The 20829-nt window shown below is 51.7% G+C and carries 23 protein-coding genes; 12 read left to right on the forward strand and 11 right to left on the reverse strand.

Annotated features, from left to right (window positions below; genetic code table 11):
- The coding region (gene mepM / locus FDW94_RS05475) for a murein DD-endopeptidase MepM (protein WP_249358312.1) at positions 1-1232 on the forward strand (1232 nt) is incomplete at its 5' end.
- Between the two features lie 119 nt (positions 1233-1351).
- Positions 1352-2323 carry a lauroyl-Kdo(2)-lipid IV(A) myristoyltransferase gene (gene lpxM / locus FDW94_RS05480; RefSeq protein ID WP_137377257.1) on the forward strand — a complete coding sequence of 324 codons (972 nt, stop codon included), beginning with the start codon at positions 1352-1354 and terminating at the stop codon, positions 2321-2323.
- A 46-nt stretch (positions 2324-2369) separates the two neighbouring features.
- On the opposite strand, the gene pyk is transcribed toward lpxM, so the two are convergent.
- Positions 2370-3812, reverse strand: a complete 1443-nt coding sequence (gene pyk / locus FDW94_RS05485) for a pyruvate kinase (protein WP_003034890.1) — start codon at positions 3810-3812, stop codon at positions 2370-2372.
- Positions 3813-3931: 119 nt separating this feature from the next.
- The gene (locus tag FDW94_RS05490; RefSeq protein WP_008785051.1) at positions 3932-4801 is read right to left on the reverse strand and encodes a MurR/RpiR family transcriptional regulator; all 870 of its coding nucleotides are present in this window, start codon (positions 4799-4801) and stop codon (positions 3932-3934) included.
- 364 nt (positions 4802-5165) lie between these two features.
- Between FDW94_RS05490 and zwf the strand changes: the two genes are divergently transcribed.
- From zwf to kdgA, 3 genes are all read left to right on the forward strand, one after another.
- Positions 5166-6641 carry a glucose-6-phosphate dehydrogenase gene (zwf, locus tag FDW94_RS05495; protein WP_003833817.1) on the forward strand — a complete coding sequence of 492 codons (1476 nt, stop codon included), beginning with the start codon at positions 5166-5168 and terminating at the stop codon, positions 6639-6641.
- Between the two features lie 233 nt (positions 6642-6874).
- Positions 6875-8686, forward strand: a complete 1812-nt coding sequence (gene edd, locus FDW94_RS05500) for a phosphogluconate dehydratase (RefSeq protein WP_008785050.1) — start codon at positions 6875-6877, stop codon at positions 8684-8686.
- Between the two features lie 34 nt (positions 8687-8720).
- Complete coding sequence (kdgA, locus tag FDW94_RS05505) at positions 8721-9362, forward strand: bifunctional 4-hydroxy-2-oxoglutarate aldolase/2-dehydro-3-deoxy-phosphogluconate aldolase (protein WP_003034901.1); 642 nt, start codon at positions 8721-8723, stop codon at positions 9360-9362.
- 67 nt (positions 9363-9429) lie between these two features.
- Here kdgA and purT read toward each other — a convergent pair whose 3' ends face one another.
- Positions 9430-10608, reverse strand: coding sequence for a formate-dependent phosphoribosylglycinamide formyltransferase (purT, locus tag FDW94_RS05510; protein WP_137377258.1), 1179 nt, complete (start codon positions 10606-10608; stop codon positions 9430-9432).
- 132 nt (positions 10609-10740) lie between these two features.
- Here purT and yebG point away from each other — a divergent pair, with 132 nt between their 5' ends.
- The 4 genes from yebG to ptrB all read left to right on the forward strand — a co-directional run bounded on the left by yebG (position 10741) and on the right by ptrB (position 14401).
- Entirely contained in the window at positions 10741-11031 is a 291-nt protein-coding gene (yebG, locus tag FDW94_RS05515; protein WP_032943780.1) for a DNA damage-inducible protein YebG, read from the forward strand.
- A 121-nt stretch (positions 11032-11152) separates the two neighbouring features.
- Positions 11153-11506, forward strand: coding sequence for a protein YebF (gene yebF / locus FDW94_RS05520; RefSeq protein WP_020996626.1), 354 nt, complete (start codon positions 11153-11155; stop codon positions 11504-11506).
- A 94-nt stretch (positions 11507-11600) separates the two neighbouring features.
- A complete protein-coding gene (locus FDW94_RS05525) occupies positions 11601-12260 on the forward strand; it encodes a tellurite resistance TerB family protein (protein WP_048235202.1) in 660 nt (219 codons plus the stop codon).
- 86 nt (positions 12261-12346) lie between these two features.
- Positions 12347-14401 carry an oligopeptidase B gene (gene ptrB, locus FDW94_RS05530; protein ID WP_170974219.1) on the forward strand — a complete coding sequence of 685 codons (2055 nt, stop codon included), beginning with the start codon at positions 12347-12349 and terminating at the stop codon, positions 14399-14401.
- On the opposite strand, the gene exoX is transcribed toward ptrB, so the two are convergent.
- From exoX to FDW94_RS05545, 3 genes are all read right to left on the reverse strand, one after another.
- Entirely contained in the window at positions 14392-15054 is a 663-nt protein-coding gene (gene exoX, locus FDW94_RS05535; RefSeq protein ID WP_003833802.1) for an exodeoxyribonuclease X, read from the reverse strand. The genes ptrB and exoX overlap by 10 nt on opposite strands.
- Before the next feature lie 23 nt (positions 15055-15077).
- Entirely contained in the window at positions 15078-15734 is a 657-nt protein-coding gene (locus tag FDW94_RS05540) for a carbon-nitrogen hydrolase family protein (protein WP_008785043.1), read from the reverse strand.
- Positions 15735-15840: 106 nt separating this feature from the next.
- The gene (locus FDW94_RS05545) at positions 15841-16071 is read right to left on the reverse strand and encodes a DNA polymerase III subunit theta (protein ID WP_003034925.1); all 231 of its coding nucleotides are present in this window, start codon (positions 16069-16071) and stop codon (positions 15841-15843) included.
- A gap of 143 nt (positions 16072-16214) precedes the next feature.
- On the opposite strand from FDW94_RS05545, the gene yobA reads away from it, so the two are divergent.
- The 3 genes from yobA to FDW94_RS05560 are packed head-to-tail and all read left to right on the forward strand — an operon-like array spanning position 16215 to position 17824.
- Positions 16215-16589: a CopC domain-containing protein YobA gene (gene yobA / locus FDW94_RS05550; RefSeq protein ID WP_032943775.1), complete on the forward strand. Its 375-nt coding sequence runs from the start codon at positions 16215-16217 to the stop codon at positions 16587-16589.
- 3 nt (positions 16590-16592) lie between these two features.
- Positions 16593-17465 carry a copper homeostasis membrane protein CopD gene (copD, locus tag FDW94_RS05555; RefSeq protein WP_137377259.1) on the forward strand — a complete coding sequence of 291 codons (873 nt, stop codon included), beginning with the start codon at positions 16593-16595 and terminating at the stop codon, positions 17463-17465.
- Between the two features lie 20 nt (positions 17466-17485).
- A complete protein-coding gene (locus tag FDW94_RS05560) occupies positions 17486-17824 on the forward strand; it encodes a YebY family protein (protein WP_048235206.1) in 339 nt (112 codons plus the stop codon).
- Between the two features lie 336 nt (positions 17825-18160).
- Here the strand turns inward: FDW94_RS05560 and FDW94_RS05565 are convergent, their stop codons facing one another.
- The 5 genes from FDW94_RS05565 to FDW94_RS23510 form a co-directional block, all read right to left on the reverse strand.
- Positions 18161-19246 carry a tyrosine-type recombinase/integrase gene (locus FDW94_RS05565; RefSeq protein WP_047415377.1) on the reverse strand — a complete coding sequence of 362 codons (1086 nt, stop codon included), beginning with the start codon at positions 19244-19246 and terminating at the stop codon, positions 18161-18163.
- A complete protein-coding gene (locus tag FDW94_RS05570) occupies positions 19215-19487 on the reverse strand; it encodes an excisionase (protein ID WP_071692210.1) in 273 nt (90 codons plus the stop codon). The genes FDW94_RS05565 and FDW94_RS05570 overlap by 32 nt, the downstream gene beginning before the upstream one ends.
- Positions 19488-19551: 64 nt before the next feature.
- Positions 19552-19794 carry a DUF4060 family protein gene (locus FDW94_RS05575; protein WP_003841647.1) on the reverse strand — a complete coding sequence of 81 codons (243 nt, stop codon included), beginning with the start codon at positions 19792-19794 and terminating at the stop codon, positions 19552-19554.
- A complete protein-coding gene (locus FDW94_RS05580) occupies positions 19781-20449 on the reverse strand; it encodes a morphogenetic protein (RefSeq protein WP_137377260.1) in 669 nt (222 codons plus the stop codon). Before FDW94_RS05580 ends, FDW94_RS05575 begins: the two co-directional genes overlap by 14 nt.
- On the reverse strand, positions 20442-20829 hold a 388-nt coding region (locus tag FDW94_RS23510), incomplete at its 5' end, for a hypothetical protein (protein WP_212734173.1). The genes FDW94_RS05580 and FDW94_RS23510, both read right to left, overlap by 8 nt.

The raw sequence follows: 20829 nt of genomic DNA on the forward strand, positions 1-20829 counted from the left end.
CATTGGCCGTCGCCGTCTGGCGGCCTTATGTTTACCATCCCGATTCTGCACCCATCGTTAAAACTATCGAGCTGGAAAAAAGCGAGATTCGTTCACTGTTGCCTGAGGCCAGTGAACCTATCGATCAGGCCGCGCAGGAAGACGAAGCCATTCCGCAGGATGAACTGGATGACAAAACGTCTGGTGAAGCCGGCGTGCATGAGTATGTCGTCTCTACAGGCGATACGCTGAGCAGTATTCTTAATCAGTACGGCATCGATATGGGCGACATCAGTCAGCTCGCTGCTTCCGATAAAGAACTACGCAATCTGAAAATTGGTCAGCAGTTATCCTGGACCTTAAGCGCGGAAGGTGACCTGCAGCGTCTGACCTGGGAAGTGTCCCGCCGTGAAACCCGCACTTACGATCGTACTGCGACAGGTTTCAAAATGAGCAGCGAAATGCAGCAGGGCGATTGGGTTAACAGCCGTATCAAAGGCACTGTGGGCGGAAGCTTCGTCGCCAGCGCCAAAGAGGCCGGACTGACCAGCTCTGAAATCAGCGCAGTGATTAAGGCCATGCAGTGGCAGATGGATTTCCGCAAACTGAAAAAAGGCGATGAGTTCTCTGTGCTGATGTCTCGCGAAATGCTGGACGGTAAGCGCGAGCAAAGCCAGCTGCTGGGCGTGCGTTTACGTTCTGAAGGCAAAGACTATTACGCCATCCGTGCTGAAGACGGTAAGTTCTATGACCGTAACGGTACCGGGCTGGCGAAAGGCTTCATGCGTTTCCCGACGGCGAAACAGTTCCGCATCTCCTCGAACTTTAACCCGCGTCGCCTGAATCCGGTGACTGGACGCGTAGCACCGCACAAAGGTGTCGACTTTGCGATGCCGCAGGGGACGCCGGTACTGTCGGTTGGCGATGGTGAAGTGGTTGTAGCGAAGCGTAGCGGCGCTGCCGGATACTATGTTGCGGTTCGTCATGGTCGCACCTACACCACCCGTTATATGCACCTACGTAAGCTGTTGGTGAAACCAGGTCAAAAAGTGAAACGTGGCGATCGTATCGCGCTGTCAGGTAACACCGGGCGTTCAACCGGTCCGCATCTGCACTACGAAGTGTGGATCAACCAGCAGGCCGTAAACCCTCTGACGGCTAAACTGCCGCGTACAGAAGGTCTGACCGGCTCGGATCGCACCGATTATCTGGCGCAGGTGAAAGAAGTTATGCCTCAGCTACGTTTTGATTAATTAGCACACTGATAAAGCCGGTACGCGATGCGTGCCGGCTTTTTTATTTTGTACGGCGCACGGTGCGCCGCTACACTATCAGCAGATTTACTTTTCGCGGCACCAGACACTGGAAGAGCATGGAAACGAAAAAAAAGAATATTGAGTATATCCCCGAGTTTGATAAATCATTTCGCCATCCGCGCTACTGGGGCGCCTGGCTGGGTGTAGCGGCGATAGCTGGGATTGCGTTAACGCCAGCGTCATTTCGCGATCCTATTCTGGCAAAGCTCGGACGGATGGTTGGACGCTTGGGAAAAAGCTCACGTCGCAGAGCGCTGATCAATTTATCCCTTTGTTTTCCTGAACGCAGCGAAGCTGAGCGCGAAGCCATTGTTGATGAGATGTTCGCGACCGCCCCTCAGGCGATGGTCATGATGGCGGAACTCGCCCTGCGCGGGCCGGAGAAAATTCAGAGTCGGGTTGACTGGCAGGGCCTTGAAATCATCGAAGAGATGCGCCGCAACGATGAAAAAGTGATTTTTCTCGTTCCTCATGGCTGGGGCGTAGATATCCCGGCGATGCTGATGGCTTCCCAGGGACAGAAAATGGCAGCAATGTTCCACAATCAGGGAAACCCGGTATTTGATTACGTCTGGAACACGGTACGCCGTCGTTTCGGAGGTCGATTACATGCGCGTAATGATGGCATCAAACCGTTTATTCAGTCTGTACGTCAGGGATATTGGGGATACTACCTGCCGGATCAGGACCATGGGCCAGAGCACAGCGAGTTTGTCGATTTTTTTGCTACCTATAAAGCAACGTTACCGGCAATTGGTCGCTTGATGAAGGTCTGCCACGCGCGTGTAGTGCCGCTGTTTCCGGTGTATGACGGTAAAACTCACCGCCTGACGATTAAGGTCCGTCCTCCGATGGATGACATCCTGACAGCGGATGACCACACCATTGCCAGACGAATGAACGAAGAGGTGGAGATTTTTGTCACGCCTCATGTCGAACAATACACCTGGATACTGAAACTGCTTAAGACGCGTAAACCCGGCGAGATTGAGCCCTATAAGCGCAAAGATCTCTATCCGAAGAAATAAAAAAAAGCCTCTCAAACGAGAGGCTTTTTTACATCAAACTCTGGTGTTACTCGACGGTCAGGATACGCGTGGTGTTAGTTGAGCCAATGGTGCTCATCACATCGCCCTGTGTCACGATCACCAGATCGCCGGAAACCAGATAGCCTTTATCGCGCAGCAGGTTCACTGCTTCATTGGCGGCAACGACGCCATCTGTTTCGCTGTCAAAGTGAACCGGGGTGACACCGCGATACAGAGAGGTCAGATTCAACGTACGTTCATGACGAGACATCGCGAAAATTGGCAGACCGGAACTGATACGAGAAGTCATCAGCGCAGTACGACCGGACTCCGTCATAGCGATGATAGCAGTGACCCCTTTCAGGTGGTTAGCAGCGTACATCGCTGACATCGCAATCGCTTCTTCAACGTTATCAAACTGCACGTCAAGGCGGTGTTTAGAGACGTTGATGCTTGGGATCTTCTCTGCACCCAGGCAAACGCGCGCCATTGCCGCGACGGTTTCCGCCGGGTACTGACCTGCTGCTGTTTCGGCAGAGAGCATTACGGCATCGGTGCCGTCGAGGACGGCGTTAGCAACGTCCATCACTTCCGCACGAGTCGGCATTGGGTTGGTGATCATCGACTCCATCATCTGTGTGGCGGTGATGACCGCACGGTTCAACTGACGCGCACGGCGAATCAACGCTTTCTGAATACCTACCAGCTCAGGGTCACCGATTTCAACGCCCAGGTCGCCACGGGCTACCATCACTACGTCAGAAGCCAGGATGATGTCATCCATCGCATTCTGGTCGCAGACGGCTTCTGCACGTTCTACCTTGGCGACAATTTTCGCATCGCAACCGGCGTCGCGCGCCAGACGGCGGGCATAGTTTAGATCTTCGCCGCAGCGCGGGAAGGAGACAGCCAAATAGTCAACGCTGATTTGCGCAGCGGTAATGATGTCGGCTTTGTCTTTTTCGGTCAGGGCTTCAGCAGAGAGACCGCCGCCCAGTTTGTTGATGCCCTTGTTATTGGACAGCGGGCCACCGACAGTGACTTCGGTGAAGACTTTCATGCCCTGAACTTCCAGCACTTTAAGCTGTACGCGACCGTCGTCGAGCAGCAGGATGTCGCCAGGCACGACGTCTGCAGGCAGTCCCTTATAATCAATGCCGACTTTTTCTTTGTCGCCTTCGCCTTTACCGAGGTTGGCGTCTAACAGGAACTTGTCGCCAACATTAAGAAAAACTTTACCTTCTTTAAAGGTAGATACGCGGATTTTAGGTCCCTGCAGGTCACCCAAAATAGCTACATGACGTCCCAGTTTTGCGGCAATTTCACGGACCTTATCCGCCCGCAGTTTGTGATCTTCTGGAGAGCCGTGGGAAAAGTTCATACGTACGACGTTCGCACCCGCGGCGATAATCTTCTCAAGGTTGTTATCGCGGTCAGTTGCCGGGCCTAACGTGGTAACGATTTTGGTTCTGCGAAGCCTTCTGGACATGTAATACTCCGTTGACTGAAACAACTAGGTGTTGCGTGAACATTAATCCGGCCGTTCTCAAATATTAACGGTAAAATGAACGACCCGGATGATAAAAGGGTAGAACATTGTTATTGCTTTTAGCGGTCATCACTCTTGATGAGTAATTCTTTATCAAAACGCGATTCCTTGAGCGCTTCCTTGACACGCTTCAAGTTATCTCTAAATTTTGCCCCTCGGCGCAAAGTAAATCCTGTAGCCAGCACATCTATCACGGTCAGTTGAGCAAGTCGAGAGACCATGGGCATATAAATGTCAGTATCTTCCGGTACATCGAGGGTAATAGCCAGCGTGGCTTCACGCGCCAGTGGCGTGCCGGGAGAGGTGAGGGCGATAACCATAGCGTCGTTTTCCCTTGCTAACTGCGCCAGTTCAACCAGACTTTTGGTTCTTCCAGTATGAGAAATAAGCACAATGACGTCGTCGTCGCTACAATTCATACAACTCATACGTTGCAGGACAATGTCGTCGGAATAGATTACCGGTACGTTAAAGCGGAAAAATTTGTTCATCGCGTCGTGCGCTACCGCGGCGGAAGAACCTAAACCAAAGAAGGCGATTTTCTTTGCCTGGGTTAACAAATCTACCGCCCGGTTTACCGCCGCGTTATCCAGCGACTGACGAACGTGGTCAAGGCTTGCCATCGCCGATTCGAAGATTTTCCCCGTATAAGATTCTACGCTGTCATCCTCATCCACATTGCGATTAACATAAGGGGTACCATTTGCCAGACTTTGTGCCAGATGCAGTTTAAAATCAGGGAAGCCACGCGTATCCATGCTACGACAGAAACGGTTCACCGTCGGTTCGCTGACGTTGGCTTCTACAGCAAGCGCAGCGATGCTTGAGTGAATTGCCTGCTCGGGAGAGGCAAGAATAATGTCGGCGACTTTACGCTCTGACTTGCTCAAATGTTCCAGTTTTAACTGGATTTTTTCCAGCATATTCATGATGTAGGTAGGCTCATGGGTCATGGGCAAAAACGATTTCAACGATAAGGGGAAATCGAGTGGTAACTCTGGTAGATAGTACCCCTGCTAGTGCAGCAACGGGGCAAAATGGACAAAATAGTTGTTGTTTTTTTTCATTACATGATCGGAGTCGGATTTTCATACTTCTTCATGGGTACGAAAAAGACGACTTTTTTATCCATTTTGATGGGTTATACGCCAATAAAGCGGCTGTTCGCGGTAACAGCACGGCTGGATAAGCGTTTACGGTTTCCGGATTCACGTAAAAGCAGTACAGTGCACTGTAATAAAATTACAACCAGTGTCTGGCAAAAGCACCAGGCACTTAATTGAGGAGAATGACATGGCGGTAACGCAAACAGCCCAGGCATGTGATCTGGTCATTTTCGGCGCGAAGGGCGACCTGGCGCGACGGAAATTGCTGCCTTCCCTGTATCAACTGGAAAAGGCCGGCCAGATTAACCCGGATACCCGCATCATTGGGGTTGGGCGTGCCGACTGGGACAAAGCAGCCTATACCAAGGTTGTGCGCGAAGCGCTCGAAACCTTCATGAAAGAAAAAATTGATGAAAGTTTGTGGGAAACCCTCAGCGGTCGTCTTGAGTTTTGTAACCTGGACGTCAACGACACCGCCGCGTTTAAGCGTCTGGGCAAAATGCTGGATCAAAAATCGCGTACCACCATCAACTATTTCGCAATGCCGCCGAGCACCTTTGGCGCGATCTGCAAAGGTCTGGGTGAAGCAAAGCTGAATGCTAAGCCTGCCCGCGTGGTGATGGAAAAACCGCTGGGTACATCACTGGCAACATCCCGTGAAATCAACGATCAGGTTGGCGAGTATTTCGAAGAGTGCCAGGTTTACCGCATCGACCACTATCTCGGCAAAGAGACGGTACTGAACCTGTTGGCACTGCGTTTTGCCAATTCCCTGTTTGTGAATAACTGGGATAACCGCACTATCGACCACGTAGAAATTACCGTGGCGGAAGAAGTGGGCATTGAAGGGCGCTGGGGCTACTTTGACCAGGCCGGTCAAATGCGCGACATGATCCAGAACCACCTGCTGCAGATCCTGTGCATGATCGCGATGTCTCCGCCGTCCGATCTGAGCGCCGACAGCATCCGTGATGAAAAAGTGAAAGTACTGAAATCACTGCGTCGTATCGATCGTTCGAACGTACGTGAAAAGACAGTTCGTGGTCAGTACACCGCCGGTTTTGCCCAGGGCAAAAAAGTTCCGGGATACCTGGAAGAAGAAGGCGCGAACAAGAGCAGCAACACGGAAACGTTTGTGGCGATCCGTGTGGATATCGATAACTGGCGCTGGGCGGGCGTACCGTTCTACCTGCGTACCGGTAAGCGTTTACCGACCAAGTGCTCTGAAGTGGTGGTTTACTTCAAAACGCCTGAGCTGAACCTGTTCAGAGAATCCTGGCAAGACCTGCCGCAGAACAAGCTGACTATCCGTTTGCAGCCTGATGAAGGTGTCGATATCCAGGTACTGAACAAAGTGCCGGGACTGGATCACAAGCATAACCTGCAAATTACCAAACTTGACCTGAGCTACTCCGAAACCTTCAACCAAACGCATCTGGCCGACGCTTATGAGCGCCTGCTGCTTGAAACGATGCGCGGCATTCAGGCGCTGTTTGTGCGTCGAGATGAAGTTGAAGAAGCATGGAAGTGGGTCGATTCCATTACCGAAGCCTGGGCAATGGACAACGATGCACCGAAGCCGTATCAGGCCGGCACCTGGGGACCGGTTGCCTCTGTGGCCATGATTACCCGTGATGGTCGTTCATGGAACGAATTCGAGTAAAATATCATCTAGCCCATAGGTGTTATTTTACCGGTAACATGATCTAACACAGATTGTAGAATAATTTTTGCACTTTTAAGCTCCGCGTGGATTCACCCGCGGGGCTTTTTTTATTACACTGCCTGAAACGATTTTGCCCCTGAGCTACGGCTAACAAGCGATTCAGCTGCTTTTAACCCAACTGAAACACATTGTTGATCCAACGCTCTGACAGATAAATTTTAGGAGCCTCTATGAATCCGAATTTGTTACGCGTAACAAAACGAATTGTCGAACGTTCTCGCGACACGCGTTCCGCCTACCTTGCCCGTATTGAACAAGCGAAATCGACTACCGTTCATCGTTCACAACTGGCGTGCGGTAACCTGGCGCATGGTTTTGCTGCCTGCCAGCCGGATGACAAGGCCTCGCTGAAAAGCATGCTGCGTAACAATATCGCGATCATTACCTCCTATAACGACATGCTTTCCGCACATCAGCCGTACGAGCATTATCCGGACATCATTCGTAAAGCGCTGCATGAAGCCAATGCGGTAGGCCAGGTCGCTGGCGGTGTTCCTGCGATGTGCGACGGTGTGACCCAGGGACAGGATGGGATGGAGCTTTCGTTACTGAGTCGCGAAGTGATTGCGATGTCGGCTGCTGTCGGCCTCTCACACAATATGTTCGACGGCGCGTTATTCCTTGGCGTGTGCGACAAAATTGTCCCGGGTCTGGTGATGGCGGCACTGTCATTTGGTCATCTGCCTTCGATCTTTATTCCCTCCGGCCCGATGGCGAGTGGTCTGGCGAACAAAGAAAAAGTGCGTATCCGTCAGCTGTATGCTGAAGGCAAAGTCGATCGCATGGCGCTGCTTGAATCCGAAGCGGCGTCTTATCACGCACCGGGGACCTGTACGTTCTATGGCACGGCAAACACCAACCAAATGGTGGTGGAGTTTATGGGGATGCAACTGCCTGGGTCCTCATTCGTACACCCGGATGCCCCGCTGCGCGAGGCGTTGACCGCCGCAGCTGCTCGTCAGGTAACGCGTCTGACCGGTAACGGCAATGAATGGATGCCGATCGGTAAAATGATCGATGAAAAAGTAGTGGTGAACGGTATTGTCGCGCTGCTGGCGACCGGGGGGTCAACCAACCATACAATGCACCTGGTTGCGATGGCGCGCGCAGCCGGGATTCTGATTAACTGGGACGACTTCTCCGATCTGTCCGATATCGTGCCGTTGATGGCGCGTCTGTATCCGAATGGTCCGGCAGATATTAACCACTTCCAGGCAGCGGGTGGCGTGCCGGTGTTAATGCGCGAACTGCTGAACGCGGGTCTGCTGCATGAAGATGTGAACACCGTTGCCGGGTTTGGTTTATCGCGTTACACCATGGAACCCTGGCTCAACGATGGTGAGCTGGACTGGCGTGAAGGGGCGGCGAAGTCGCTGGACAGCAATGTGATTGCTACCATCGATCAGCCATTCTCCCACCACGGCGGTACCAAAGTGCTGAGCGGTAACCTCGGACGTGCTGTGATGAAAACGTCGGCGGTTCCGGTAGAAAATCAGGTAATTGAAGCGCCCGCGGTTGTTTTTGAAAGTCAGCATGATGTATTGCCGGCCTTCGATGCGGGACTGCTCGACCGTGATTGCGTAGTCGTTGTGCGCCATCAGGGACCAAAAGCAAACGGAATGCCAGAATTACATAAACTCATGCCGCCACTTGGTGTATTATTGGACCGTTGTTTCAAAATTGCGTTAGTTACCGATGGACGACTTTCAGGTGCTTCAGGTAAAGTGCCTTCAGCAATCCATGTAACCCCAGAAGCCTATGATGGCGGGCTACTGGCAAAAGTACGCGATGGCGACATCATTCGTGTGAATGGACAGACAGGTGAATTGACGCTGCTGGTTGATGAAGAGGAACTTGCTTCTCGTCAGCCTCACATTCCTGACCTTAGCGCATCGCGCGTGGGCACAGGCCGTGAAATGTTCAGCGCGTTGCGTGAAAAGCTGTCCGGTGCGGAACAGGGCGCAACCTGTATCACTTTTTAAGACTTATTTTGTAATCAGGCGAGAGAAAACTCTGATGAAAAACTGGAAGACAAGTGCAGAAGCAATCCTGACCACTGGCCCGGTTGTACCGGTTATCGTGGTTAATAAACTGGAACACGCAGTGCCGATGGCAAAAGCGCTGGTTGCAGGCGGCGTGCGCGTTCTGGAAGTGACCTTACGTACCGCATGTGCGATGGATGCCATTCGCGCGATCGCAAAAGAAGTTCCGGACGCTATCGTTGGCGCAGGTACTGTACTGAATCCGCAACAGCTGGCTGAAGTGACCGAAGCCGGTGCGCAGTTTGCTATCAGCCCGGGCCTGACCGAGCCGCTGTTGAAAGCCGCAACGGAAGGCACTATTCCGCTGATCCCTGGTATCAGCACCGTGTCTGAACTGATGCTGGGTATGGACTACGGTTTGAAAGAGTTCAAATTCTTCCCTGCTGAAGCAAATGGTGGTACCAAAGCGCTGCAGGCAATTGCGGGTCCGTTCTCTCAGGTGCGTTTCTGCCCAACCGGCGGTATCTCTCCGGCGAACTACCGTGACTACCTGGCACTGAAAAGCGTGCTGTGCATCGGTGGTTCCTGGCTGGTTCCGGCGGATGCGCTGGAAGCGGGTGATTACGATCGTATTACCAAGCTGGCTCGTGAAGCAGTAGAAGGCGCGAAGCAGTAAGCCGTTAATGCGTAAACCGTAGGTCGGATACGGCATCAATGCTTTATCCGGCCTACGGGTCTGGTTTTTATCCTGCGACTTTCACCTGTGCGGCTGCGTCTTTCGCGCGTATCACCGCATCTTCAATGCTCTGTGCTGTGGCCAGCACAACGCCCAGACGACGGCTCCCGTCGATTTCCGGCTTGCCAAAGAAACGCACTTGCATACCCGCACCTACAGCGGCTTGCACGTTATCAAATGTGATATTCTTGCTGGTAAGTTGCGGCAGAATAACGGCGGAAGCAGAAGGTCCATACTGGCGGATTTCGCCAACGGGCAGACCGAGAAATGCACGTACGTGCAGGGCAAACTCAGACAGATCCTGCGAAATTAAGGTCACCATACCCGTGTCGTGAGGGCGAGGGGAGACTTCGCTGAAAATCACCTCATCACCGCAGACAAACAGCTCCACGCCAAACAGTCCGTGACCGCCCAGCGCCAGTACCACCTTGCGGGCAATCTCCTGCGCGCGCGCAAGCGCCAGGTCACTCATCTGCTGCGGCTGCCAGGACTCGCGATAATCGCCATCTTCCTGGCGATGACCTACCGGCGCGCAGAAATGCACACCATCAACGGCGCTGACGGTTAGCAGGGTGATTTCAAAATCAAAATTCACTACGCCTTCGACGATAACGCGTCCGGCGCCTGCCCGGCCTCCCTGTTGAGCATAGTTCCACGCCTCGGTGAGCTGATTGGCTGAACGGATAAAGCTCTGCCCCTTGCCGGAAGAACTCATGACCGGCTTCACAATGCAGGGATAGCCGATTTCGGCAACGGCCTCACGAAAGCGTGTTTCGGTGTCTGCAAAACGGAAAGATGATGTGGGTAAAGACAATTCTTCGGCGGCGAGGCGACGGATTCCTTCTCTGTTCATGGTCAGTTGGGTCGCTCGTGCGCAAGGCACAACTTGTTGACCTTCCTGTTCCAGTTTGATCAGCATATCCGTGGCAATCGCCTCTATTTCCGGCACGATGTAATGTGGTTTTTCACGCTCGACAAGCTGGCGTAATGCCTCGCCATCCAGCATGTTAATTACGTAGGAGCGATGGGCAACGTGCATGGCTGGCGCGTCGGGGTAACGATCCACGGCAATGACTTCCACACCCAGGCGTTGGCATTCAATCGCCACTTCTTTACCCAGTTCACCTGAACCTAATAACATCACTCGCGTTGCTGCGGGACGCAGCGCTGTGCCTAATAACGTCATAAATTAATCCCCTGTTTTATCTGGGCGCAGTATATACGAAAACGTTTGCGTCTGTCTTTATTACCAGGTTGATTTCAGGGCTTAAAAAGAATATACTGTACATAAATACAGGTAATTTAAGAGGCTGCAAAAATGGCGGTTGAAGTTAAATACGTAGTCATTCGGGAAGGTGAGGAAAAAATGTCGTTTACCAGCAAAAAGGAAGCCGATGCGTATGACAAAATGCTGGATACAGCAGATCTGCTCGACACATGGCTGGAGCAATCGCCGGTAGCGCTCGAAGACGAGCAGCGTGAAGCGCTTTCCCTGTGGCTGGCTGAGCAAAAAGATGTGCTGAGCGCCATTCTGAAAAACGGCAAGCTGCCTTCGCCACAGGCTGTCGAAAACGATGCACATACTGAGGATGATACTCAGGCTGCCTGAAACGACTTGCGCTCCTGACGTTTTGTACCATGCTTTTCCCTGAATCATTGTGCAATCCCTGACGTAATTTCACGTTGCCGCAGGCAACCTGAAGGATGAAGGGGAGATTAAGGAGAAAAGAATGTATAAAAAAAGAGCGTTATTGAGCCTGCTGTTATTGTCTGCCAGCGTATCGGTATTTGCGGCAAATATGGAAAGCAAGAATGTTCAGTTCCCCAAGTGCGAAGGACTGGATGCTGACGGTATTGCGGCAAGCGTGAAACGTGACTATCAGCAAAATCGCATCGCGCGCTGGGCTGACGATCAAAAACTCGTCGGGCAAGCTGACCCTGTCGCCTGGGTCAACACGCCCGATATTACGGGCAAAGACGGGAAATGGTCAGTTCCCCTGACGGTTCGCGGTAAAAGCGCGGATATTCACTATCAGGTAAAAGTCGACTGCAAAGCCGGAACGGCGGAATATCAGCCGCAGTAACGCAGGTATTTGCACATCTTTTGATGACCTGAACACTTCCTGACATCCCCTCGGGTACGCTTTGATGATTATTCGTCTGTACTTGAGGGGCAAAATGGCTAATTGGCTGAATCAACTACAATCTCTTCTTGGGCAAAAAGGATCCTCCACGTCATCTTCTGGCGAGCAAGGGCTGAGTAAACTTCTGGTTCCAGGCGCGTTAGGCGGTCTGGCAGGATTACTGGTTGCCAACAAATCTTCACGTAAATTACTGAGTAAATACGGCACCAGCGCGCTTCTGGTGGGCGGCGGCGCGGTTGCCGGTACCGTGTTATGGAACAAATACAAAGATAAAGTTCGCGCTGCGCATCAGGATGAGCCGCAGTTCGGCGTACAAAGCTCACCGCTGGATGAGCGAACCGAGCGTCTGATCCTGGCGCTGGTTTTTGCGGCGAAAAGCGACGGTCATATTGATGCTAAAGAACGAGCGGCCATTGAGCAGCAGCTTCGTGAAGCGGGCGTGGAAGAGCAGGGCCGCGTTCTGATTGAACGAGCCATTGAACAACCGTTAGATCCCCAGCGCCTGGCGCAAGGGATCCGCAACGAAGAAGAAGCGCTAGAAATTTACTTTCTGAGCTGTGCGGCGATTGATATTGACCACTTTATGGAGCGTAGCTATCTCAATGCGCTGGGTGATGCGTTGAAGATCCCGCAGGATGTTCGTGAAGGCATTGAACAGGATCTCAAAGAACAAAAACAGGCTTTACCGGGTTAATTACTTACCGCTAAGGCGCATGTTTCGCTTGCATCATTGCTGTCTTTTGCCACCCTTATAGGATGTTTAAGCAAAAGAACAATGACATGCTACCAAAAGCTTCTCGTATTCCCCACGCCATGACGCAGCATGGCGATACTCGTGTTGATAATTATTACTGGCTGCGAGATGACACCCGCTCGCAGCCAGAAGTGCTGGATTATCTGCAACAAGAAAATGCTTATGGCCGCCAGGTTATGGCCTCGCAGCAGGCTTTGCAGGATCGCGTCCTGAAAGAGATTATCGACCGTATCCCGCCTCAGGATGCTTCCGCCCCCTATGTGAAGAATGGTTATCGCTACCGGCATATTTATGAACCGGGGTGCGAATATGCTATTTATCAGCGTCAGTCTGCCCTCAGTGAAGAGTGGGATGATTGGGATACTCTGTTGGATGGGAACCAGCGCGCGGCACACAGCGAGTTTTATACGCTGGGAGGACTGGCGATATCTCCGGATAACACCATCATGGCGCTGGCGGAAGATTATCTCTCTCGCCGGCAATATGGCGTGCGTTTTCGCAACCTGCAAAGCGGCAACTGGTATCCGGAAGTGCTGGAAAACGTCGAAGCGGATCTGGTCTGGGCGAATGATTCTCAGACTTTCTATTACGTGCGCAAGCACGAAACAACGTTATTACCGTATCAGGTGTGGCGACATACGGTCGGCTCGCCATCGTCACTGGATGAGCTGGTGTATGAAGAAGCCGATGATATGTTTTATGTCAGCCTGCATAAAACCACCTCGCTACACTATGTGGTTATTCATATCGCCAGCGCGACCACCAGTGAGGTTTTACTGCTTGACGCAGAACTGGCGGATGCCGAACCGTTGGTCTTTTTAGCGCGACGCAAAGACCATGAATACAGTCTCGATCACTATCAACACAATTTTTATCTGCGCTCCAACCGTCAGGGGAAAAATTTTGGCCTGTACCGTACCCGCGTTCGTGATGAGCAAGCCTGGGAGACGCTGATCCCTGCGCGCGACAACGTGATGCTGGAGGGCTTTACGCTATTCACTGACTGGCTGGTGGTAGAAGAGCGTCAGCGCGGCTTAACCAGCCTACGACAGATTAATCGTAAAACGCGCGAAGTGGTCGGGATTGCCTTTGACGATCCGGCTTATGTGACCTGGCTTGCCTATAATCCAGAGCCGGAGACATCGCGCCTGCGCTATGGCTATTCCTCCATGACCACCCCGGACACGTTGTTTGAACTGGATATGGACACCGGGGAACGTCGTGTGCTTAAGCAGACGGAGGTCCCCGGATTTGATGCGGCGAATTACCGTAGCGAACACCTATGGATAACCGCGCGTGATGGCACCGAGATTCCGGTTTCGCTGGTTTATCATCAAAAGTATTTCCTGAAAGGAAAAAATCCGTTACTGGTTTATGGCTATGGCTCATATGGCGCCAGCATGGACGCCGATTTCAGCAGCAGCCGTTTGAGCTTACTGGATCGCGGCTTTGTTTATGCTATTGCGCATGTGCGTGGTGGTGGTGAATTAGGACAACAGTGGTACGAGGACGGTAAGTTTCTGCACAAGAAAAATACCTTCAATGATTACCTCGACGTCTGTGATGCGCTGCTAAAAATGGGCTATGGCGCACCTGAGTTATGTTATGGCATGGGCGGAAGCGCCGGAGGCATGTTAATGGGCGTCGCCATTAATGAGCGCCCGGAACGCTTCCATGGTGTTATTGCTCAGGTGCCGTTTGTCGATGTGGTAACCACAATGCTCGATGAATCAATTCCCCTGACGACCGGTGAGTTTGAAGAGTGGGGTAATCCGCAGGACGAAGAGTATTACACCTATATGAAAAGCTACAGCCCGTATGACAATGTAACCGCGCAGGCATACCCACATCTGCTGGTCACGACGGGATTACACGATTCCCAGGTGCAATACTGGGAGCCAGCAAAATGGGTGGCAAAACTGCGTGAGCTGAAAACGGACGATCGTTTGCTGCTACTTTGCACGGATATGGATTCCGGACACGGCGGTAAATCCGGGCGTTTTAAATCTTACGAAGGCGTGGCCCTTGAGTACGCTTTTTTGATTGGACTGGCGCAGGGAACACTGCCTGCTCAGGCGTGATCCAAATAGTGTTTTAGCGTTAATCGCAGTTCCGGGCTCATATTGTCAAGGTTATTAAATAACCAGCGCAGATAGCCCGGATCGCGTTCAGCTACTTCTGATACCGGTTTTCCGCGGTACTTACCAAAAGTGAAAGTAGTGAGTAACGCGGGACGGCCGGTAATATCGACCATTTGATCGGCTGTCCAGCCTGACGTCTGCATGATGTCGATCAGCAATGCCGCAGTGATGTAGCAATCGTACAGGGCGCGGTGATGGTGGAGACCCGCTGGCGTCTGGACGCTCAGCTTGCGCGATTTATACAGCGCCATGTTGCTGTATTTAATCCCCGGCCACAGCCGACGGGAGAGCTTCATGGTGCAAATCCATTCCCCGGGCATATCGGGCAATACGCGGCGGTCAAAGCTGGCATTGTGCGCAACGTACCATTCGCTGCCGTAATACTGTGGGATGACGTCTTCAATCCATGGCTTATCGGCCACCATTGCTTCAGTAATGCGATGTATAGCCATCGCCTGTGGGCTGATGGGGCGGTCAGGGCGTACCAGGTGGCTCATGGGGTTGACTATTTTTCCGTCAACCACGTCGACAGAAGCAATTTCAACAATGCCTCCCTGTAGACCACAGGTTTCTGTATCTATTATGCGCAACATGCCATGCTCCTGACCCAAAACGACTAGCGTAATGGAATGATATCACCTTGCCAACCCCGTGGCGTGCGTTGGCCGGTTAACAGCAACGAACCGCTGTCTGCGCGAACAATCAATCGACCTCGTTCATCCCATAACGCACTGCTACCCCGCGCATTGGCCATTAATACCGCGATGGCAAATTTATGTGAGAAACTTTGTAGGCGAGATGTAGAGGAGAGCAGTTCCGGTTCACTGACTGACTGGCAGCTGGTGAATAGCGAATAAGCCGGGTCGATATCAATGCCTTCCGGTTGGCTATCTACAACGCTGATGGCATTTCGCTGTCTGGCAATACAAGCCCCGTGGCTCTGATGGAAGGTTAATGGCGAAGTCATCCAGGGAGAGAAAAGTGCAATGCCTTTCACGAACCGGTTGTTATGTTCTACCGGTAGTCCCGCAATTATCGTCATGCGATAAGTCGCGGCGGCATGTGCGAGAGGTTCTAACAGCGCTTCATCGGGTGGGGCAGGAAGCGCGTCATTCTCATCAACACAACCCAGCAATGAGAGGGAAGGGAAGACCAGCAATTCACATTGGCATTGAGCTGCTGCATGAATGAATTGCAGGTGATGCGCGACATGTTCGGTAACTGAGGTGTGAAGAGGTTCGTATTGTGCTGCTGCGATTTTCCAGTATGACATAATGATTTCCTTTTCATAGTGTCTACAACCATCCTTAATGTGTGGATTAAGAATATGCTTATACTGTAGCAGGCGTCATGTAAGGAATCGTAACGTAATATAAGTTTTATTTAACTTTAGGCTCGTAAGGTAAACGTGAAAGCGAAACGGATGCCAGGCGGTGCGCGATGAGTCTTTCGCGGAACCAGTCGCGTAAATGCTCTGGCTGTTCGCGTTCAACAACTTCTGCAACAACGGGCATATTGTATCGCTCCTTAAATGCCACTCCAGCCGCAGCCAGATCGACATTGACCTTATCCATTTCCGCTTGCTCAAGTTTGGCCAGATTGATGTTCATGGGCTTCTCCTTTTCTCTGTCTTTCGGCGCGCAAAGTTACTAAGAGTGTGCGTTAATGGCAAGACAGAAATGATGATTCTCGACTCGACCATTGTAGAAGGTTATTCTCTACAGGTTAGACATAACAAAAAGGAATAGTTGAAATGGCTTCATCTGCATCTATGCTTCGCAACGCGCTCATCGTACTCGCCAGCGTCCTGGCAACACCTGCGGCATTCGCGCATGCCCACCTCACAAAACAAAGTCCGGCGGCTAACGCTGAAGTTGCGGCATCTCCTCAGGCGTTGACGCTGAATTTTTCTGAAGGCGTAGAGCCGGGATTCAGCGGCGCAACGCTGACCGGTCCTAACAAAGAACAGATCAAAACGGGCAAGGCATCGCGCAGTGAGCAGGACAAAACGCAGCTGATTGTTCCGCTTGATCAAACGCTTGAAGCAGGAAAATATACGGTCGACTGGCACGTTGTCTCCGTGGATGGTCACAAGACGAAGGGGCAATATACCTTTAGCGTGAAATAACCAATGCTGGCATTTACCTGGGTTGCGCTACGGTTTATCCATTTTACCGCTTTGATGCTGGTGTTTGGCTGTGCGCTTTACGGCGCATGGCTGGCCCCCGTTTCGGTTCGTCGTTTAATGATGCGTCGTTTTTTACGTCTGCAACGGCATGCTGCAACGTGGAGCTTTATCAGCGCGACGCTGATGCTGGCGATTCAGGGTGGGTTAATGGGCTCAGGCTGGCGGGATGTTGTCTCTACTGATGTTTGGCTCGCCGTGTTGCAAACGCAATTTGGCGGCGTCTGGTTATGGCAGATTATCCTCGCGTTGGTCACGCTGGTGGTGACCATCATGGTGCCGCGTAGCATGCCGCGACTGCTGTTAATGCTGACAATTGCGCAGTTTATTTTGCTGGCTGGCGTCGGACATGCGACGCTGCACAGCGGTATCCCTGGCGCAATCCAGCAGGTTAACCACGCCTTACATTTGGTATGCGCTGCCGCCTGGTTCGGCGGTTTGCTGCCCGTACTTTACTGTATGCGAATGGCGCAAGGTCGCTGGCGGGAACAGGCCATCAGTACCATGATGCGCTTCTCACGCTATGGGCATCTTTTCGTTATCGGTGTTTTACTAACCGGTATTATGAATGCGCTGTTTATTTTCGGTTTTTCTGTTCCCTGGCACATGGCTTACGGGCGACTGCTTTTGTTAAAAGGTGCCCTGGTCATGTTAATGGTGGCGATTGCGCTGGTGAATCGGTATGTTCTGGTACCACGCATGCGGCAGGATAACCGCGGCATGACTCTCTATTTTATTTGGATGACCAAGCTGGAATGGGGTATAGGAGCCGTTGTGCTGGCGATTGTCAGCTTGTTTGCAACCCTTGAACCTTTCTGATTGATGGACTGGCGAAACGCATGAAAAAAATCATTATCTCTTTATTACTCCTGGCAAGTACCGGAACCGCGCTGGCTGCGCCGCAGGTCATTACCGTCAGCCGTTTTGAGGTTGGCAAAGATAAGTGGGCGTTTAATCGGGAAGAGGTGATGCTGACCTGCCGTCCAGGTAACGCGCTGTATGTCATCAATCCCAGTACGCTGGTGCAATACCCGTTGAATGATGTCGCCAGACAGCAGGTGGAGAGCGGAAAAGTCACGGCAAAGCCGATCGAGATTATCCAGATCGATGATCCTGCGAAACCGGGCGAAAAAATGAGCCTGGCACCGTTTGTAGAGCGTGCAGAAAAGCTCTGCTAATTGCCAGATGTAGCGCTATGATTTCCAATAAAAAACCGCAAGGATCTCGCAGGAGAACTTGCGGTTTTCGCGTTTGGATGCGTAACAGGCGTCCTTTTTTTCCGGCCACTTTAGTCGCGGACTGGAAAACCTGGCGCTGTCATCTATTCTTAAATGGCAGGGTAACTTAGCCTGCATTAATGCCAACTTTTAGCGCACGGCTCTCTCCCAAGAGCCATTTCCCTGGACCGAATACAGGAATCGTATTCGGTCTCTTTTTATATTCTTGTTTTCGTTGGGTTTTTTCGGTGCTTTCACGAAATCCCACGAAAATTACTCGAAATTTCCATATCCTGTCTAAACCATAACATATTCTGCACCACGTGCGTCCAGGTATTTTTTGGTCATTGTTAAATTTTTATGCCCCAGCAGCCTCTGTGCGAAATCCTCTCCGCGCTCCCTTTCATAGAGTCTACTCGCCAAACTCCTGATCTCATGGAACGGAGGAGGGTTGGGGCCAAACTTTAACTCTGTAGAATCCCTGATATCGGAAAACGCTTGAGTGATTCCGTCCGGAGTTAACGGACCAGGCTTCCTACCGCCACGCCTTACCGAAGAATAAATCATGAAGTCTGACGGGTTGTTTTTACGACAACGGTCGATAACATCCTGCAGCACCAAATCAGCAGAGTCCAGTCGCAAATCAAGTGGCAACGCCAATTTGTGACCTGTCTTTTCCTGCGTGACAAACAACCTTCCATCCCTGATATCGCTGAATCTGAACAACGATACGTCCTCTCTTCTTTGTCCGGTGACAAGTGCAAGGTCACATGCATTTGCAGCCCATTCGGAATGGGTTGTTGCGGCATCTCTTATTATCTCAAACTGTTCAAGCAAAAGACGCTCACGCTTCACTTTTGGTGTCGGCGTTCTTGTCGGCTCTGCCGGGTTCCTTTCAATATGCCCTTCGACAATCGCTTCCCTGAAAATATCCAACAACACCGAACGCAGTCCGGAGGCCATGCTCTTCTTGTCACAGAGTATGTAACTCTCAAGAAAAGAAGATACGTCCTTCGTGCTGACAGCAGATAGCGGCATACGTCCGAATTCATCACTGATAGTGGCGATCTGGTTACGCCTGACCTTCATCGTGTTGGGCTTCAATTCTCTTCGCTCAAGAATTACTTCGTAGCGCTCAAGCCACGCTTTCACCGTAAATGTTGGTGTTTCCTTTATGCGGTCCAGCAGCGCTGACGGAAGGTAATTCTGTTCGATGTAGTTATTGGCTTCGATGGCCTGAGAAATGGCGTCCTTTCTGTCGATCCGGCCAAGAGATAACTCTTGACCGGTTATCGGGTTTCGCCAGCTATAAAGCCTGTCTCTTTTACGATAGGTCAGGTTACGGGGCAGGTTAGCGTCGTAACGAACTGGCCTTTTCGCCATGAGTCAGTCTCTCCAGTAGAGTGCCACCAGTTGGCAGCGATATGCGTTTTGCTTTGGGACGAAGGTTCTTTTTGCTCGGATCCACATAGATGGCATCTGGCTGAACCTTATATTCTTTGCCGTGAAGTTCCGGAGCAGGGTAAATACGTCCCTCCCGCGCCCAGCGGCGAAGTGTTGAAAGAGACGGTGGGGTTGAATAAGTTGAATTCGCCCATTCCAGTAGATTAAGAAGCTTGGCCATACTACCTCCGGCTTCCGGCAACTTATTATAGAGCTGCCGGAAAACTGTTAATGAAATATCGTTATCAACTCACCTGACCTGGCAGCGCGCGCAATCGGCGCATACCTGTCATTGCCGTGGCCACGTAGCTCGCCTTGCGGTTCACTACCTCCACCCAGACCTTCACACCTTCAACTCTCACTGTGTATGTCTCCTTCATCTTGCTGCGCCCGTAGTCACCGTAACGTTCTGCATGAGTTGCCAGTGCTATGTCGCATGCCTGACGCGCTAACGGGGATTGCTGGTTGCCTCGGTTAATTAATCGCATGGTCCGCTCCTTTGATACGCTTAAACTCAATAACCCAGACCCATGGGTTAGCGTTCCAGTTTTCCTGCCCATAGATCGATTGCCACAGGCAGGCAAAGGCATCTGTCGCGTCAGGCTCTGGATTAGCGCAAGCGCATGGTTCAGGTTCACCGCAATTGAGACAGCCACCGTCAATAATTCCTTCAGCTCGCGCATCCTCTTCGCTGATAGCGTTCAAGCGCTCAACGCGAGCGTCGGTAATCTCCAGCGTGATACGGCTGGCCCAGCGCGGCATGTGAATGGATGGACGCCAGCAGCAATGCAGATTATCGTCGGCATCGAAAAACTCTGGTGCAGGCTTGCCATCAGCCTTGTAAACGCAGAACTGAGCTTTCTCAAATGGTGTGGAGTCTTTGCAATAGGCGTCCATCTGATCGAAATCGAATAATGGCCCTTGAAACGTCTCGCGCACCCAGATGCGATCACCCGGCTTACCAAACGGACTGTTCAAATAGTTTCCGGCAGACAGCTCCCCAGCGAGTTCGTTGCCGGATAATTCACAGCCAAGATTGCGATCTTTGAATGGGAACTTAATCGGGCGCCGCGTCTGCGTTTTGCGACCGTCGAGAATGGCGCGAACCATCTCACTGTTAAAAATCATTCCGCGCTCAGTCATTCCATGCCTCCAGCTCGTTCTGAATTTCCTCGTCGATCTCGTCATTGGTGGCGTTTTCGTTCAGGTAGTCCTGCGCCTCTTTGAGATACTTTTCTGAACGACCTCGATACCAGGCTGCAAAGTCTGGAGACCAGCCACTGTCATCTCCAACTTCGGTAAAGTAATCAAGCATCGCATTGTTGTAAGCCAGGCTGTCCACCATACTGTCAGCGGTAGTCAGAGCGCATTCCCGGATGTAACTGCGAAGGTGGCACTTACGCCACCAAGGACTGACTTTAGAATCGCAACGACCTTTAAATTCGACGGTCCAGCGACGGATGCAACGTGCATTTAATGATTTACTCATTTCTTTACCGGGAGGGCGAACCCTCCCGCCTCCC

It is taken from the genome of Citrobacter sp. wls757 (assembly GCF_005280935.1).
GTDB lineage: Bacteria > Pseudomonadota > Gammaproteobacteria > Enterobacterales > Enterobacteriaceae > Citrobacter > Citrobacter portucalensis.